11 protein-coding genes and 1 riboswitch are annotated in these 18,394 nt (G+C 43.2%); of the genes, 5 read left to right on the forward strand and 6 right to left on the reverse strand.

Going from position 1 to position 18,394, the window contains the following annotated elements:
* Positions 1–108: 108 nt before the first annotated feature.
* Entirely contained in the window at positions 109–2,202 is a 2,094-nt protein-coding gene (gene fusA, locus ACST13_RS05365; RefSeq protein WP_459522188.1) for an elongation factor G, read from the reverse strand.
* Between the two features lie 145 nt (positions 2,203–2,347).
* On the opposite strand from fusA, the gene ACST13_RS05370 reads away from it, so the two are divergent.
* Positions 2,348–3,016 (forward strand): ComF family protein, encoded by a 669-nt coding sequence (locus ACST13_RS05370; RefSeq protein WP_459522189.1) that lies wholly within the window; start codon positions 2,348–2,350, stop codon positions 3,014–3,016.
* An 8-nt stretch (positions 3,017–3,024) separates the two neighbouring features.
* Here the strand turns inward: ACST13_RS05370 and gldJ are convergent, their stop codons facing one another.
* Together gldJ and mfd are read right to left on the reverse strand one after the other, a co-directional pair.
* On the reverse strand, positions 3,025–4,224 hold the full coding sequence (gldJ, locus tag ACST13_RS05375) for a gliding motility lipoprotein GldJ (RefSeq protein ID WP_459522190.1): 1,200 nt from the start codon (positions 4,222–4,224) through the stop codon (positions 3,025–3,027).
* A gap of 55 nt (positions 4,225–4,279) precedes the next feature.
* Positions 4,280–7,624 carry a transcription-repair coupling factor gene (gene mfd, locus ACST13_RS05380; protein WP_459522191.1) on the reverse strand — a complete coding sequence of 1,115 codons (3,345 nt, stop codon included), beginning with the start codon at positions 7,622–7,624 and terminating at the stop codon, positions 4,280–4,282.
* 67 nt (positions 7,625–7,691) lie between these two features.
* A riboswitch (TPP riboswitch) is annotated at positions 7,692–7,786 on the forward strand.
* 92 nt (positions 7,787–7,878) lie between these two features.
* On the opposite strand from mfd, the gene ACST13_RS05385 reads away from it, so the two are divergent.
* Entirely contained in the window at positions 7,879–10,251 is a 2,373-nt protein-coding gene (locus ACST13_RS05385; protein WP_459522192.1) for a TonB-dependent receptor, read from the forward strand.
* 36 nt (positions 10,252–10,287) lie between these two features.
* Here ACST13_RS05385 and ACST13_RS05390 read toward each other — a convergent pair whose 3' ends face one another.
* Complete coding sequence (locus ACST13_RS05390; protein ID WP_459522193.1) at positions 10,288–11,025, reverse strand: glycosyltransferase family 2 protein; 738 nt, start codon at positions 11,023–11,025, stop codon at positions 10,288–10,290.
* 58 nt (positions 11,026–11,083) lie between these two features.
* On the opposite strand from ACST13_RS05390, the gene ACST13_RS05395 reads away from it, so the two are divergent.
* The gene (locus ACST13_RS05395) at positions 11,084–12,136 is read left to right on the forward strand and encodes a TerC/Alx family metal homeostasis membrane protein (RefSeq protein ID WP_459522194.1); all 1,053 of its coding nucleotides are present in this window, start codon (positions 11,084–11,086) and stop codon (positions 12,134–12,136) included.
* On the opposite strand, the gene ACST13_RS05400 is transcribed toward ACST13_RS05395, so the two are convergent.
* The gene (locus tag ACST13_RS05400; RefSeq protein WP_459522195.1) at positions 12,133–13,002 is read right to left on the reverse strand and encodes an AraC family transcriptional regulator; all 870 of its coding nucleotides are present in this window, start codon (positions 13,000–13,002) and stop codon (positions 12,133–12,135) included. The genes ACST13_RS05395 and ACST13_RS05400 overlap by 4 nt on opposite strands.
* A gap of 114 nt (positions 13,003–13,116) precedes the next feature.
* Here ACST13_RS05400 and ACST13_RS05405 point away from each other — a divergent pair, with 114 nt between their 5' ends.
* Entirely contained in the window at positions 13,117–13,911 is a 795-nt protein-coding gene (locus ACST13_RS05405; protein WP_459522196.1) for a phytanoyl-CoA dioxygenase family protein, read from the forward strand.
* A gap of 123 nt (positions 13,912–14,034) precedes the next feature.
* On the opposite strand, the gene ACST13_RS05410 is transcribed toward ACST13_RS05405, so the two are convergent.
* A complete protein-coding gene (locus tag ACST13_RS05410) occupies positions 14,035–14,871 on the reverse strand; it encodes a dienelactone hydrolase family protein (protein WP_459522197.1) in 837 nt (278 codons plus the stop codon).
* 85 nt (positions 14,872–14,956) lie between these two features.
* On the opposite strand from ACST13_RS05410, the gene ACST13_RS05415 reads away from it, so the two are divergent.
* On the forward strand, positions 14,957–18,325 hold the full coding sequence (locus ACST13_RS05415) for a ThuA domain-containing protein (RefSeq protein WP_459522198.1): 3,369 nt from the start codon (positions 14,957–14,959) through the stop codon (positions 18,323–18,325).
* Positions 18,326–18,394: the final 69 nt, after the last annotated feature.

The raw sequence follows: 18,394 nt of genomic DNA on the forward strand, positions 1-18,394 counted from the left end.
GACAAAAGATAGTGAGCAAGGATGAATTGAGTGTGGGGCGGATGAGAGGTTTTGGCATAAAAAAAGCCCGAACAAATCGCTCGGGCTTTTCTATATCTGCAAAGAATCTTATAATCCTTTTGCTTTCTTAACTACTTCTTCAGCTAGACTTTGTGGAACAAATTCGTAGTGAGAGAACGTTAATGATGCAGTTGCACGTCCTGAAGACATGGTACGTAAATCTGTTACGTAACCGAATAATTCAGAAAGAGGCACATCTGCCTTTAAGATTACAGCGCCTTGACGAGAATCCATACCTTTCATGATACCACGACGACGGTTTAAGTCACCTGTGATAGGTCCAGTATATTCGTCCGGAGTAACAACGTCTACAGCCATGATAGGCTCCATTAACTTTGCACCCGCTTGTTTCGCTGATTCTTTATAACCCATACGGGCTGCTAATTCAAATGATAGAGAATCTGAATCGACATCGTGGAAAGATCCGTGGAATAAACGAACTTTCATTGAATCCATTGGGTATCCAGCTAAAGCACCATTTTTCATTGCTTCTTCGAAACCTTTTTGAACTGCAGGGATAAATTCACGAGGAATTACACCACCCACGATATTGTTAACGAACTCTAAACCTGGTTTGTCATCTTCTCTTGGTCCGATTTCAAATACGATATCAGCAAACTTACCGCGACCACCTGATTGTTTCTTGTAAACCTCGCGGTGTTCCGTTGTCTTCGTTAAAGACTCTTTGTAAGCTACTTGAGGAGCACCTTGATTCACTTCTACCTTGAACTCACGACGCATACGGTCGATGATGATCTCTAAGTGAAGCTCACCCATACCCTTGATGATCGTTTGACCAGTCTCTTCGTTCGATTCTACTTGAAGAGTTGGATCTTCTTCGATCAATTTAGTGATCGCTTTCGAGAAGTTATCTGCATCAGCCGCTTTCTTAGGCTCAATAGCATAACCGATAACTGGCTCTGGGAAATCCATTGCTTCTAAAATGATTGGGTGTTTCTCATCTGAAAGAGTATCCCCTGTCTTGATGTCTTTGAAACCTACTACTGCACCAATATCACCAGCACCTAAACGGTCGATGGCGTTTTGCTTGTTCGCGTGCATTTGGAAGATACGAGAGATACGCTCCTTATTTCCTGAACGATTGTTCAACACATAAGAACCAGAATCTAATTTACCTGAATACGCACGAATGAAACATAAACGACCTACGTAAGGATCCGTAGCAATTTTAAATGCCAAAGCCGCAAATGGCTCATCTTCACTTGGCTTACGCATGACCTCAGCACCCGTATCTGGGTGAATTCCTTTAACGCCTTCTTTATCCATTGGAGATGGTAGGATAGCCATTACGTAATCTAACATCGTTTGAACACCTTTGTTTTTGAAAGATGAACCACAAAGCATGGGAACGATTTTCATCGAGATCGTAGCTGCACGTAAAGCGGCTAAAATTTCGTCTTCTGTAATAGAAGCAGGATCATCGAAGTATTTCTCCATTAATGTCTCATCGAACTCAGCTACCGCTTCTAATAATTTCTCGCGGTATTCTGTCGCCTCTTCTAACATATCATCTGGGATAGGTACCTCAGTGAATGTCATTCCTTTATCTGCTTCGTTCCAAATGATTCCACGGAAGTTAACTAAGTCAACTACACCTTCGAATCCTTCTTCAGCACCAATAGGTAATTGAAGTGGTACTGCGTAGCTACCTAACATTTCTTTCACTTGCTTACACACGTTTAAGAAGTCAGCACCTGAACGGTCCATTTTGTTAACGAAACCAATACGTGCTACGTTGTAGTTATCTGCTAAGCGCCAGTTCGTTTCCGATTGAGGCTCTACACCATCCACGGCAGAGAATAAAAATACTAGACCATCTAATACACGTAAAGAACGGTTTACCTCTACTGTAAAGTCAACGTGACCCGGAGTATCGATAATGTTGATGTGGTAATCTTGATCGCGGTATTTCCAATCTACTGTAGTTGCAGCAGACGTGATCGTGATACCACGCTCTTGCTCTTGCTCCATCCAGTCCATTGTTGCCGCACCATCGTGTACCTCACCGATTTTGTGGGACACCCCTGCATAATACAGGATACGTTCCGTAGTGGTGGTTTTACCCGCATCAATGTGCGCAGCAATACCGATGTTTCTAGTGAATTTTAAATCGCGTGCCATTTTAAAAGGTTAATTATGAACTATTTTTTTAGACTCTTTTTAATTACCAAGAACTTGGACAACATCTTTCGATGATTTCGTTTTAGGTTCTCTTTTAGGGGTGCAAAATTACTGAAACTTAATTAAATACAAAAGTTTTTTCAAGATGATTACTAGCTTTTTACAATTACTTTATCCCAAATGTTGTTTAGCCTGCGATCAGGTACTTATTCGCTCAGAAAACTGGCTATGTACGGTTTGTCGATTCGAGCTTCCGAAGCCCGGTTTATTCCTAGAACAGCCTAATTGGATATCTCATAAACTGGACGGCTTGATAGAATATGATCGAGTGCACGCCTATTTTCTTTTTGCGGAAGGGGGAAAGGTCCAGCATTTATTACATCAAATAAAATACAAGGGTCAGGAGAAACTAGGGGAATACCTGGGCACTTGCGTGGGAAGATCCTTTTCTCCAGATGATTACGATATTATTTTGCCCATGCCGCTACATCCGTCTAGAATGAAAGAGCGAGGCTATAATCAGGCAGCCTGTATTGCGAGAGGGATCTCACACGAGTCTGGAATGCCATTATCTGTCGCTCATTTATTGCGAACGAAACAAGTGGCTTCGCTAATAGGATTGAATCGAGCTGAGCGCTACCAGACCTTAGAGGAAGTTTTTGAGGTAATGCGTCCAGACGAACTAGACGGCTTACGCATTTTGCTCATCGATGATACGATGACCACCGGAGCGACTTTTTTAGCTGCAGGGGCTAAAATAAAAGCAGCCAGTACGGGGAAATTGTCTTTCCTAGCACTGGCTGCTTTAAAATGAGATTTATTTTATCGTTTTGTTGGTTTGCCTGGTGCGAACATCGCGCAACGGAAACCAATCGTAGAAGAGGCGTCACCCTTGTCTAAATAACGACGTGTACCTGGGGATAACCAATAAGGTCCATCGGCCCATGATCCACCTTTGTAGACTTTGGCATTATCGTTAATTAGGGAATTTCCTTTATCATATAATTTAGCCAGATCTTGTGCTTCAGAACGACGCGCTGGGTTTAAATCACTCGCATCGTCTAAGGTTAATGGGCGGTAGGTATCCATCGTCCACTCATTCACGTTTCCCGCCATGTTATATAAACCAAAATCATTCGCCGGATAAGCATAAACCTCCGCTGTGATCATCGCTCCATCGTTTGAACGACCAGCTAAACCAGAATAATCTCCACGTCCACGCTTATAATTAGCCAGCATTTGGCCACGTGTTCTTCCAAAAGGCTGGCGCATCGAAGGTCCATCCCAAGGATAAATACGTTGATTCTCTTGATTTTCATCCTCTTGCTGCGTTCCGATCATCGCTTTCGCTGCATATTCCCATTCAGCTTCAGTAGGCAAACGGTATTCAGGTAGAATTAAACCTGATTCCATATTCGCTATTGGATTCTTACGATTTCTTGGTTTTCCTTTCGGGAAAGCCACATTTTTATTCACCACCGCTGTTCTCCAAGCCGAATAGTCATTTGCTTGCTTCCAAGTCACACCTACTATTGGGTACATGCGGAAACCAGGATGACGGAAATAATGCGTCACATAAGGATCGTTAAAAGCTAATTCATCTAACCAAACCGTAGTATCAGGTAAGGCTGCCGTGTAAGCATTCAGCGTAGAATCACGCTTAATGGCATCTAAGTATTCTAAGTAATGTAAGTTAGAGATTTCTGTTTCATCCATATAAAAGGATTGAACAGTCACGGTGCGCTGACGGTTGTCATTACGCTTCATCACATCCTCTTCGCCTCCACCTAACGTGACGCGTCCACCTTCAATAAAGACCAAATTAGGTCCTACGATAGGTCCTTTATAGGATTTATTGACTTGGAATCCACCTTTTTTGCTATTGTAAGCTAGGCCTGTAACGGCGGATTTTTTTCCCACTTTTAGGCTGTTCGGATTGCTATTTTTTAGTCCGCTAGGGCAGGATGTGAGTAAAAACACACAGCTAATCACGCCTAGGATTAATCTTAATTTCGTACTCATTTATTTTCCTTTAATAATCCTTTTATAAAACAGAATCAAGTAGCAAAGGTATTAATTACCCTAAAATATCCACTAAAATAGTATTTAATTCTTTAATACTACTCACCTTATCGATTTGTAAGATCATTTTTCCTCCTTTTTCTCTCAATTGGCACAATCCCTTTTTAGTGTTCACGAAGGAAATGACTTTTACGACGAGGTTTTGGTCGAGTGGTCGAGCAGACTCCGATGAAACGAAATAGAACTTTAAATTATTGTTTTTCAACTGGATTTTTTCGATTCCCAAAACCTGAGCCTTCCAGCGACACTTCATTAATTCGATCATATCGTGGACCTCGTTTGGCATATCCCCAAAACGGTCTTTGATCTCTTTAATAAATACAGCCAATGTTTCTTCGTCCTCAATTTCGTCCAAACGTGTGTAGAGGGCGAGACGCTCGGAGATGCTTTGGACATATTCTTCTGGAATCAACACGCGAAGATCGGTCTCTATCGTACAATCCACTTTCAAGCTTTCTGCTACCTGCTCTAAATCGACTTCGAAAAGTTTTCTAAACTCGTTTTCTTTCAATTCTTGTACGGCCTCATCTAAAATTTTATGGTACATATCATAGCCCAAATCATTGATAAAGCCACTTTGCTCCGCCCCTAGCAGGTTTCCGGCACCCCGAATATCCAAATCGCGCATCGCCACTTTAATTCCATCCCCTAAATCAGAGAATTCCTCTAAGGCACTCAGACGCTTGCGCGCATCACTCGTCAAATTCGCCAAAGAGGGCGTCGCTAAAAAGCAATACGCTTTCTTGTTCGAACGGCCTACGCGACCCCGCATTTGGTGTAGATCTGAAAGCCCGAAATTATTAGCGTTCAGAATGAATATGGTATTCGCATTCGGAATATCGAGTCCAGATTCGATGATATTGGTTGCCACCAGCACATCATAATGACCTTCAATAAAGCCCATCATAATTTTTTCGAGCTGGTCGCCGTCCATTTGACCGTGAGCGACGGCGATTTTAGCATCGGGAACTAAACGTAAAATTCGATTCGCAATGCTTTCTAATTCGCTGATTCGGTTATAAACGACAAAAACCTGTCCACCGCGACTTATTTCTTCCCGAACGCCATCGCGCAAAACTTCATCCGTTAAGACAATCAATTTCGTGTCCACTGGCTGGCGGTTAGGCGGAGGCGTCGCTATAATACTTAAATCCCGTGCTCCCATTAAAGAGAAATGAAGCGTTCTGGGGATCGGCGTTGCCGTTAGCGTCAGCACATCCACATCTACGCGCATCTCTTTTAGACGGTCTTTTACTTTCACACCGAACTTTTGTTCTTCGTCGATAATCATCAGTCCCAAACTCTTGAAATGTACATCCTTGTTCACTAGACGGTGTGTTCCGATCAGAATATCGGTTTGTCCGCTCGCGACGCGGGCTAAGGTTTCGTTGATTTGTTTAGTCGACTTGAAGCGATTGATGTATTCTACTTTGCAGGGGAATGCGGCTAAACGATCGTGGAAGGTCCGGTAATGTTGCATCGCTAACACGGTCGTAGGAACGAGAACAGCTACTTGTTTCGAATCTGCCACGGCCTTAAAGGCGGCACGTATCGCAATTTCTGTCTTGCCAAAACCCACATCACCACAAACCAAACGATCCATCGGGTGCGGTTTTTCCATATCTGCCTTCACATCCATCGTGGCTTTTGCTTGATCAGGCGTATCCTCATAGATGAATGACGATTCTAGTTCCGCTTGAAGATAGGTATCTAAAGAGAAAGAGAAGCCAGGGGCATTTTTGCGTTTGGCGTAGAGGGATATGAGCTCTTTGGCAATATCCTTTACCTGTTTCTTTACCCTTGATTTCTTGTTATCCCAGTCTGGCGAGCCCAGTTTCGACATAGTCGGGGCCGTGCCTTCCTTTCCAGAATATTTCGAAATTTTATGCAAGGAATGGATCGAAACCGATAAGACATCGTCATCGCGGTAGATCAATCGTATTACTTCCTGCTCTCCATTCGAAGTTTCGATCAGATTTAATCCGGCAAAACGCCCTATTCCATAATCAATATGAGTCATAAAGTCGCCCACTTGTAAAGAGCGAAGTTCTTTTAAAGTCAGCGCCTTATTCTTAGAGAATTTATTCTTTTCCTTGTAGCGGTGGTAGCGCTCAAAAAGCTGGTGATCCGGGTAAAAAGCCACCTTCGTTTGCTCGTCCACGAAACCTTCTCTTAATGAAATTTGAAGGGGTTTGAACTGAATACTCGTATTTATTTCGTTAAAAATCACCTCGAGGCGTTCTAATTGCCGCGGGGATTCAGAACTGATAATATTGTGGAAACCGTGGGTTTGGTTGTCGAGTAAAGTCGTGGCGAGTCGCTCAAAATCCTTTTGAAAGGCTCCTGGATTCTTCGAAGGAAACACGATGGTTTTCGAGTTTTTCAGGTGGGCTCTTTTGCCAAATTCGATGCATACAAATCCCTGCAATGATTTTTTGATCGTTTTCGCCGTTTCCCAGCGCTCTTCGGGTTTGTTTAATAAGTTGATGTCGGAGGTGGAATTCACCTGATATACCATCGTGCCTTTTTCGAAATTCTCCGTCAGAACATCGCTTAAGATAGTCAGATCTTTGATCCAGATCCGCGTGTTTTCAGGTAGAAAGGTGAAAAAGGATTCCCGCGTTTCTTGTATCAGTTTCGTTTGCACATCGGGGATGAGGTGCATCGCAGAAACGGATTGGATGGAAAGCTGGGTTTCGGGGTGGAAGGTTCGAATGCTGTCGACCTCATCCCCGAAGAAATCTAATCGGTAGGGATATTCAGCGGCGTAAGAGAATACATCTAAAATTCCTCCGCGCACCGAATATTGGCCCGCTTCATAGACGAAATCTGTTCGTTCGAAATCGTATTCGTTCAGCGTTTCTGCGACAAAATTGCGATCTATTTTATCTCCTACCCGGATGGATAGGGTGTTTTTGACCAAAGACTTTCGGTTAATTACTTTCTCGGTCATCGCGGCAGGATAGCTGACGATGGCGAGACTTTGGCCTGCATAATTACTTAGCATATTGAGCACTTCAGCTCGTAGCAACACATTCGCGTTGTCCACTTCCTCCCATTCATAAGGTTTCTTATGGGACATCGGAAATAAGATCACGGACGTGTCGCCTACTAAGGCCTGCAGATCGTTGTAGATGTATTGCGCCTCCTCCTTTTCTTCACAAATAATCAAAAATGGTTCCTGCTCTTTCAAAAGAGCCGACATCAAAACGGTGTCGAGGGAGCCACAAAGGCCCTTTAGGTGGAGGGATTCGCCCGGTTTGGACGTAGTTATCTTGTCAGAAATGCTTTGGACAATTCCGTCGCTTTGATAAATACTTAGAAATTCTTTGACGATCATACGTACAAAAATTCCCCACAAAATTTACATAGGGCTTGCAAAGGTAGGAAATTTTGTATCTTTGTGTATCTACAAAAAGGGGTGCCTCTAAAAAAGGCTGAGATTATACCCATTGAACCTGATGCGGGTAGTGCCGTCGAAGGGATTTTGTCGAGTTTTTTCACTAAAAACTCAGAAAAAATCATCAATGTAAGGGTTAAAAGTTAAATCATAACAGGATTTGGCTCCTTTACCTGTTGCTAAATTTCAACTAAATGAAAAACGCAACAACGCTTATTTTTACGCTTATTTTATGCGTGCAAAGTCTATTTGCACAAAAAGTACAAGGAACCGTTTTCGATCTGGAAACCAAAGCGCCTCTATGGGGCGCCTCTGTTTCTGTGAAAGGAAGTCCGAAAGGGAATGTGACGGATGCGAAAGGACAATTTAAACTTTCCGCTTTTTCCGGGTCCATCCTCGTGGTGCGATTTGTGGGTTATGAGCCAGCGGAAATAGCCGCAGCTCAGGCGAGTCAAATCGCGCTGAAAAAATCTAATTTCTTACAAGATGAAGTCGTGGTTCGAGCCACTCGGGCAGATGAAAACTCGGCTATGGCCTATTCGAATGTTTCGGCGGCGGAACTAGGGAAAAGTAATGTAGGGCAAGATATGCCTATGTTATTGAATTTTACTCCTTCGATCGTTACCACTTCGGATGCTGGAGCGGGTATAGGTTATACGGGAATCCGAATCAGGGGATCTGATGCGACGCGCGTGAACGTAACCATTAATGGTATTCCGGTGAATGATTCGGAGTCGCAGGGCACCTATTGGGTGAATATGCCGGACTTTGCGAGTTCCGTGAATTCCGTCCAAATTCAGCGCGGCGTGGGAACGTCTACAAATGGAGCTGGGGCTTTTGGGGGTTCGGTGAATATGCAGACGAATAGCTATGAGCCTAAGGCCTATGGCGAAGTAAATGTATCAGGGGGTTCTTTTGGAACACTGAAAACAACGGTCAAGGGAGGGTCCGGTTTATTAGGGGGTAAATTTACTCTAGATGGGCGTTTGTCTCGTATTGCTTCTGATGGCTTTATCGATCGTTCGTCATCTAATTTACTCTCAGCGTATTTTTCTGCGGGTTATTTTGGGGCCAAAAGCTTTGCTCGTTTTAACTATTTCACCGGAAATGAAAAGACCTACCAATCCTGGTACGGAACGCCGGAAAGTCGTATCAATGGCTCGAAGACGGCAATGCAAGAGTATATCGATCGCAATTATTTGACCGCTGCGGAGGCAGACAATTTATTGAAAAGTGGTCGTACCTATAACTATTATACCTATGATAATCAGACGGATAATTATGCCCAAGATCATGTGCAATTAATTACGAATCACCGGTTGTCGGAGGCTTGGAACCTGGATCTAAATGCCCATTATACGTATGGTCGCGGGTATTTCGAAGAGTTTAAACCATCTGCTGACCTGAATAATTATGTCATTGCAAGTTCGCTTAGAAGCGTGGATGTTATCCGCCGCAAATGGTTAGATAACGATTTTTATGGATCTACTTTTGCCTTGAATTATACCGGATCGCAAAACATTAAGTTCACTTTCGGTGGTGCATGGAATCGATACGTTGGTCGCCATTTTGGGGTATTACAGGATCCATTCCCAGGGAGAGAGTGGTACCGGAGCCGATCTCAAAAAACCGATTTAAACTTGTATGCGAAGGGGAATATTAATTTTTCGGCTGTATGGAATGCGTATGTCGATGTACAATTCCGCACGGTTGGATACCGCATGTTAGGAACTGCGGATAAGTTTTTGCCTTTGGATTCCGATAATACCTATTCATTTTTTAACCCCAAATTTGGCCTAACCCATCTAATTTCAGATCAATCGAAAGTATATGCCTCGGTTTCTGCTGGATCTAAAGAGCCAAGCCGCCAAGATTTTGTCGATAATGCGTCTGCCGCACCTCGTCCGGAGTACTTACAGGATTATGAGATTGGGTATGAGCGCTCAGGCTTAAAATACGGATTTCAGTTAAATGGTTATTTTATGAATTACCAGGATCAGCTAGTCTTGACCGGAGCTGTTAATTCGACGGGGGATGCCATAAGGACAAATGTGGAATCGAGTTATCGTTTAGGAGTAGAAGCTTCGCTAAATCACCAGATTTCGAAGCGCTTTCTTTGGAATGGGAATGTGACTTTAAGCCAAAACCGTATCCGTCAATTCAAGGAGGAAATTATTGATTATGACACCTATGATATAGCCTTCGTGAATCATCAAAACACGGATATTGCTTTTTCCCCAGCACTTATCGCAGGAAATAACTTGACTTATACGATGGGTTCTTTCGAGGCGAGTTTATTAAGCAAGTATGTAGGGAAACAATACTTGGACAACACGTCGAATGAAGCACGTTCCATCAAGGCATACACTACTCAAGATATTCGTTTGAAATATGCTTTGAAAAAAGGTCCAGCTTTTACTTTATTGCTTAATAACGTATTGAATGAAATGTATTCGTCGAATGGTTATACTTATTCCTATCGTTATGCGGGAGCGACGACGACAGAGAACTTCTATTATCCACAGGCCGGCTTCAACTTCTTGCTGGGAGCGAGTATTCGCTTCTAAAACAAAAGCCTCAGATTTTACGGTCTGAGGATTTTTTTAGTTCATTAAATCCCATTTCCATCCCCACTTCGCGAGGCGGTAACGGACTGAATACCATAAAACGCCCAGCCCATAGATGGAACTGCGTTGGAAATTGATCGAAGAGGCCTCGTCAAAATACTTCGTCGGGCAAGTTACCTCGCCCACTTCGAAACCTTTCCAGAATAATTGCAAGACCATTTGGTTATCGAAAATGAAATCATCGTCGCATTTCGTGAAATTCACCGCTTCTAAAGCTTCGCGAGAAAACGCCCGGTAACCGGTATGGTATTCGGAAAGCTTTTGGTCTATTAAGATATTTTGAAACAAGGTCAACAAACGATTCGCGATGTATTTGTACATCGGCATGCCGCCTTTTAATGCCCCTTTCCCTAAAATACGGGAGGCAAATACGACCGGATACAAACCATTCCCGATGATCGAAATCATTGCTTTTAATAACATCGGCGTATACTGGTAATCCGGGTGCAACATGATAACGATGTCACCACCCAGCTCTAAAGCCTTCGTATAACAGGTCTTCTGATTTCCCCCATAACCCAGGTTTTTATCATGACGAATCACGTGTTTTATCCCTACCGCTTTCGCCACTTCCACGGTATTATCCGGGCTATGATCATCGACCAAAATCACCTCGTCCACCCAATCATGTGGGATTTCGTGGTATGTTTTTTCCAGGGTTAGCGCTGCCTTGTAAGCGGGCATAACGACGATGACCTTTTTACCTTCGTACATATTATTTGTGAGCTATTTTTGCGACCTTTGTGCCGCGAAGGCGTAAAATTAATTATTTATGAGCGAAACTCTATTTTTTCTTCTTTTTTCGGTAGGTGTGATGGCGGTCATGTTGATTGACCTAGGTGTATTTAAGAAGGATACGGCCGCAGAAGTGACTTTTAAAGAAGCGGGTTTCTGGACGGGAATGTGGGTTTTATTAGCGATTTCTTTCTATATTTTCTTGGGATATAACGGCGCGATGGTGCACGGGATTTCCGATATGGCCAGCCTGAAGGCGGTGCAGCAGGCCTATGCTTCCCATATTGACTTAGGGACCGGATCCTACCAAGAGGCCTTAGCTATTTTTCAGAATAACCTCTCCTTGGAGTTTATCACCGGCTATTTAGTGGAGTATTCCTTATCGGCTGATAATGTTTTCGTGTTCATTTTGATTTTTAACTCGTTTGGGGTTCAAAAAAGATACTATAAGAAGATACTTGTTTGGGGGATATTAGGCGCTATCATTTTACGCCTGATTTTCATCTTCTTAGGGGCAGCCTTGTTGCAGAAATTCGATTGGATTATCTATGTTTTTGGCGCATTCTTAGTGTATACAGGAGTGAAGATTTTATTTTCGAAATACGAGGAGGAGGAAATCAATACCGCCGAACACCCGATAGTGAAATTGCTTTCGAAGTATTTCAATGTCTATAAACGAAATGTAATCGGTCACTTTTTTGTTCGCATGAAGAACACAGGTAAGCTATTTATTACCCCTATTTTTGTCATCGTCGTGGTGATCGCCTTTACCGATATTCTATTCGCAGTGGATTCTATTCCGGCGATTTTCTCGATCTCGAAGGATCCTTATATCGTCTTCTTCTCGAACGTGTTTGCCGTGATGGGACTCCGTTCGCTCTTCTTTTTCCTATCTAGTTTGATGGGCTTGTTCCGCTTCTTACCCATGGGCTTGGGCGTGTTATTGAGTTTCGTGGGAATGAAAATGCTGGCACATTCGAAGTTAGAGGAATGGGGTTTTGGGACGCTTTCTTCTTTAGGCGTCATCATCGGAATCTTGACGATCAGTATTCTTTTAAGCGTGTTATTTCCAGAAAAGAAAAAGGCTTAGTGCCATTCATTCACCAGCTTACGGTATTGTAAGGGAGGAGTTTTCATCCAGGCTTTGAACTGCTTATTGAAGTGGGATATATTGCCAAAACCGCTCTCAAAGCATACCTCTATCATCGGTTTATTCGTCGTCCGCAATAGGGTGCAGGCGTGTTTCACTCGGAATTCAGTGACTAATTCCACAAAAGTTTTATTCGTTACTTTCTTGAAATAACGGCAGAAAGCCGTCTCCGTCATATTCGCTAAATGAGCCACCTCATCTAAGTGAACCTCTTGTGTGTAGTTAGCGATAACATAGGCATACACACGATTAATTCGTTCTAAATCCCCTTCGGCGATGGAATAATTTCCTTCCGCTGTATCGATGGCCTGTACATCTGCTGTGGAAATACCGATTGTATGTAGGATCTGCAAGAAGGCAAGCAAGCGTGGAAACGGCGCCATCTCATTTAGCGCTAACATTTCGCGTGCGATTTTGTCTTGGGTAGGACCCACGATGGAAAATCCTGTTTTTGCTTTCTCAAAAAGATTTTTTAATCCAGCACAAGCCTCGTTCGAAAGGAAATCTTCTCCCAGAAAATCGCGTCTAAAATGAATGACAAAAGCCTGCGCTCCTTCTTTATTTACGTCTTCTGCAAGCCAGTCTTTGCGGTGGTTTTGCCAGCAATGCGGTAGATTTTCCCCCAGTAAAACAAGATCCCCTGGTCTGAAATCACTGATCTGATTCCCTATAAATCGCTTCCCTTCACCCGCGATAATTAGGGTCAATTCAAGCTCTGGATGGAAATGATAAGGTGCGTCAAACCGCGCCTGTTTCACATGCTTTATTTGAAATCCGGAATGGAGATGTTCGCGCTGCGCTTTCATTTATATTAGCACTTTAAAGAAAAAGAATTCTATAAGGGGTAAAATTGCATCTTTTTTGGCCAAAATAAAGGTAGACTGACGAAATAATTTTAGAAATCTTTGCAATAAAAAAAGATGCTTTCACAGAATTTCTCCGTTTCACCAGCCGATAAAGCCTATTTCGCAGAAAATGGTCATGCCTATATTCCTGGGCTAATCTCTGCGCAGGAATTACAACCTTATCGCCAGGCCATTCTAGACTGGGCAGATGACTTTCGCGCACAGCAAAAACCGATGGAAGAGCGTGACACCTATGGTAAGGCCTTTTTGCAAATGATGAATTTATGGGAAAGCTCAGAAACAGTGAAAGAGTTTACGCTTGCTAATCGCTTTGCCTCTGTCGCGGCGCAATTACTAGGAGTCAAAAATGTCCGCTTATACCATGACCAAGCTCTATTTAAAGAGCCGGGTGGCGGCCATACCCCCTGGCACCAGGATCAATATTATTGGCCGCTGGATACGCTTAAAACGGTGACGATGTGGATGCCGCTGGTGGACATTGAAGAGGGAATGGGGATGCTTACATTTGCCTCCAAATCATCCGAGGCGGATTTGCCTAAATTGGAGATTTCTGATGCCTCCGAAGCATTGATAGGGGACTATGTGGCTGAACAAGGCTTCGAGATCGTCGCTCAAAAATCAATGAAAGCGGGTGATGCCACGTTTCATTTAGGCTGGACTTTGCATAATGCCCCTGGGAATGAATCAACAAAAATGCGGGAAGTGATGACGATTATCTATATGGATGCGGAGGCTCGAGTTATCGAACCACTAAATCCAAACCAGGAGGCCGATCGCCAGCGCTGGTTGCAGGGATTAGCCCCAGGTTCGCCAGCCGCATCTGCCCTAAACCCCCTTATCGGAGGTTAGGACAGTCGCAGTCATTTTTCTTGAATAGGCTCCATTTTTTCTTATAAAGTTTAGGCTGGTTGCGATTGCTCGCGCAGGATCCAGCTAAAAACAGAACACAGATAAGAAGTAGGATGGTTCGCATTATTTTAATCTAGCTTTGAAGTAATTAATAGCTAATCCCCAGGCTTCTTCTGTGGCGGCTTTGTCATAAGCTGGGTTAGATGGATTCGCAAAAGCGTGTTGAGCATCGAAGATTTTTGTTTGTATTCCTTTGCCTGCCGTCTTCATATTGGCTTCAAATTCCTTCACTACCGTCGGGGTAATAAATTGCTCTTTACCTGCAAAAAGACCCAAAACATCCGTTTGCAATAACTTTAATTGCTCCACTTCTTTCACCGGCATACCATAATACATCACGCAGGCAGCTGCTTGCTTCCCAGCTAAAATGGATGCTTTTAAAGATAATGATCCGCCAAAACACCAACCTACCGTAGCGATCTTCGCTTTCGGTCCAGCAAAGGCAATGGCCCCTTTAATGATGGCCTCTAATCGAGCAGGATTCGCTCCCCCCATATATTTTGCAGCGTCTTCCCGCGTCGTTGCCACTTTCCCGTCGTACATATCAACGGCTAAAACGTTCACGTTACCTAACGTGCTGTAGAAATGTTCGGCCTCTCTTTTGATGTGATCATTTAGTCCCCACCATTCTTGGAAAACAAGGAGGATATATTCAGTGGGCTTGTCAGCTGGAATATAAAAACCTTTCGCCATCTGATCATCCGGCGTTTTAAACTCGACCATTACTCCACCTGCTTTACTAATATGGTGATAAGGTTTAGGAAGTGCATGGGATTTTATGAATGTTTTATTGGATGCCAAAAGCTGCATTCCGTCTTTCTTAACAAAACAACAAGAGGCCTGTGAAAAGGCAAAAAAAGAACTTACAAGGAGTGATAAGGCGAGGATATATTTTTTCATAGCTTACTTTGATAATTTTTTTCTTAAAAGTAGCCGAAAATTTCTGATTTGCCCTAACTTTGTCTTAAACCTATTTATTTTAAACATGAAAAATTCCTCGTTCGGAATACTCCGAATCACCCTCATTTTTGCCTTATTGGTTTCGACGCTTGCTGCATTTGCGCAGACAGCTAATCCTTTAGCCGGCAAGAAAATTTTAGTTTTTTCTTTGACCAAAGGCTTCCGCCATTCGTCCATTAAACCAGGTCAAGTTGCCCTATTTAAAATGGCCAAAGAAAAAGGCTTTTCTGTTGATACGACTGAGAATGCAGCCATGTTTACCGAGAAAAATCTGAAACAATACCGTGTTGTCGTGTTTTTAAATACAACATCGAACGTATTGAATGAGGTACAACAAATCGCATTTGAGCGCTATATTCAAGCTGGTGGGGCTTATTTTGGTATTCACGCAGCGACAGATACAGAATACGATTGGGCTTGGTATACTAAATTAGCCGGTGGTCAATTCGCCTCTCACCCAGGTCGACCTAACGTACAAAAAGGAACCTTCACCGCGGTAGATCGTACGCATATTTCGACGGCACACATGCCTGAAACATTCGATCGCACGGATGAATTTTACGATACAAAGAACTTCAATAAAGACGTTCACGTATTAATTACGTTAGATGAGAAATCATACAAGGATGGTAAAATGGGCGATTTTCACCCAATGGCTTGGTACCACGAATACGATGGTGGCCGTTCTTTCTATACCAACTGGGGACATACACACGAGTCATTCGAAGAGCCGATTGTGGTGCAACACCTTTGGGGTGCTTTGCAATGGTTAGCATCAGGTCGTCCACAAGATTACACGAAAAAATTACGTTCTGAATTACCTCCGGAGGAGAATCGCTTCACTAAGACGATCCTTGATCGCAACTTAGATGAGCCGACGGAATTAGCGGTAACGGATGGAGGAAAAATCTTTTTTGGAGAACGCAAAGGAAAATTGAAGATGTATGATCCGAAAAAAGGGAAGACGAAAGTCGTAGCTGATTTGGACGTATTCTCTAAATTTGAATACGGTTTAATGGGAGTTAATATCGACCCAGATTACAACAAGAACCACTGGATGTACCTTTTCTATTCTCCTCAAACAGGGAAAGCAGATACGGCGCAACACTTATCTCGTTTCACGTATGATGATGTGAATGACACCTTGATTATGAGTTCGGAGAAATTGCTTTTAAAAGTTCCGGTAAAGCGTGACGGATGTTGCCATACAGGTGGTTCGATCGCTTGGGATAAATCAGGTAATTTATTCTTATCAACAGGTGATGATACGAATCCTTTTGACTCGAATGGCTATGGACCGATGGATAATCGTCCGGGTCGTGCTGGTTGGGATGCTCGTGCAACTTCATCGAATACGAATGATTTAAGAGGAAAGATTTTACGCATCAAACCTACGCCAGAAGGTGGTTATACCATTCCAGAAGGCAATTTATACCCGGCAGGAATCTACCATGCAAAACCCGAAATTTATGTCATGGGTAACCGTAACCCTTACCGTATTTCAGTGGATAAGCGTACGGGGTTCTTGTATTGGGGTGAAGTAGGTCCAGATGCAGGAGAAGACTCTAAGAAATATGGTTCTCGTGGACATGACGAGGTGAATCAGGCGCGTCAGGCAGGATATTTTGGCTGGCCTTTGTTTGTCGCAGATAATCGCCCATACAACCAGCGTGATTTTGCAAAGGATAGTACATGGGCGAAATTTGACGTGAAAGCTCCTCTTAATTTATCTCCGCACAATACGGGATTTGCTCATTTGCCTACGCCTCAAAAGGCTTTCATCTACTATCCCTACGTAGATTCACCTGAGTTTGGTTCCGTTATCTCCAAAGGATCTCGTAACGCGATGGCGGGTCCGATCTATTATAGAGACGATTTTCCAGCAACGTCTAAATCAAAATTCCCAGCTTATTATGACGGTAAATTCTTCGCCTACGATTGGTCACGCGATATGATCTACACCGTTTCGATGAATGCGAAAGGTGATTTCGTTCAAATGGAACGCTTCTTGCCTAACACGACTTTCTCTCATCCGATGGATTTAGAGTTTGACAAAAACGGTACGATGTACGGTTTAGAGTATGGACCTAACTGGTTTGCGGCTAGCGAAGAGGCAGCGCTATACAAGATAGAATACAACGCAGGAAACAGAACGCCTAAAGTGAAGGTGGCTGTGGATAAAGCGGTAGGTGCTTTACCTTTAAAAGCGAAGTTCTCTTCAGCAGGTACCGTTGATTTTGATGGCGATGCGATCAAATATGCTTGGAATTTTGGCGATGGTGGTACTAGCACTGCAGCAAATCCACTACACGTTTTCGCGAAAGCAGGTGTATACAATGTGAGATTGACGGTGAAAGATGCAGCGGGCAATTCAAATTCTGAGGTGATTAAAATCACAGCGGGTAATGAAGTACCAGCGGTAGACGTAGCGATTGAAGGTAACAAATCATTCTATTGGAATGCCAAGCCGGTAACGTATAAGGTTTCAGTTCAGGATAAAGAGGATGGAAGCTTAGCGAATAAGAAAATTGCGGAAGACGATGTGATCATGCAAATCGATTATTTAGAAGGATTTGACAAGACGGTTATTGCACAAGGTCACCAAGCGAATACCTCCTTCTCTGCTGGCAAGCGTTTGATCGATTTATCTGATTGCAAGACATGTCACGCGATCGATAAGAAGTCAGTAGGACCTTCTTATACAGATGTAAGTAAGAAATACCGTGCGAGCTCACAAAACATCGATGAGTTATCGAAGAAGATTATCTCTGGTGGTGGTGGAGTTTGGGGAGAGAATGCGATGGCAGCTCACCCACAAGTTTCCGTAGCGGATGCACGTGAGATGGTGAAATACATCTTAGGTTTAGCAGACAAGAAAAAAGCATCTAAGCCAGTGGCTGGACAATATGTCCCACAAGACAAAGGAAAGCCAGGAACGTTTATCTTCCGTGCGATGTACACAGACAAAGGAGCGGGTAAAATTGCGCCGGTAACAGGTTCTAAAGTCGTTACTTTACGTGATGCGAAGTTCCCTGCAGTAAGCGCAGATGCAACAGCTAAAACGATGAAGTTCAAAGTAGATGGAATCGGCGAAATTTTAGTAGCAACTGCTTCTGGTGGATATGCTCGTTACGATGCGATCGACTTAACAGGTATTAAGAACCTCTCGGTAATGGCTACCTATATGGCGGGTCAAACGGTAGGAGGTCAATTAGAACTTAGAACAGGTAGCGTAACAGGTCCATTGTTGGGTTCTGTTGAAGTAAACGCAACGAAGGCTTATAACTTCCCAATCAACGCGTCAGGCGTACACGATATCTACTTGGTGTTTGTGAATGACAAAGTGAAAGAAGGAGCGTTATACGCTTTGATGAATTTGAACTTCCAGAATTAGTCCATTGCAATAATCAGAATTTAAAAAAGTGAGGGCTTAGGTCTTCACTTTTTTTATTCACGGTAAAAA

It is taken from the genome of Aquirufa sp. A-Brett2-W8 (assembly GCF_054558755.1).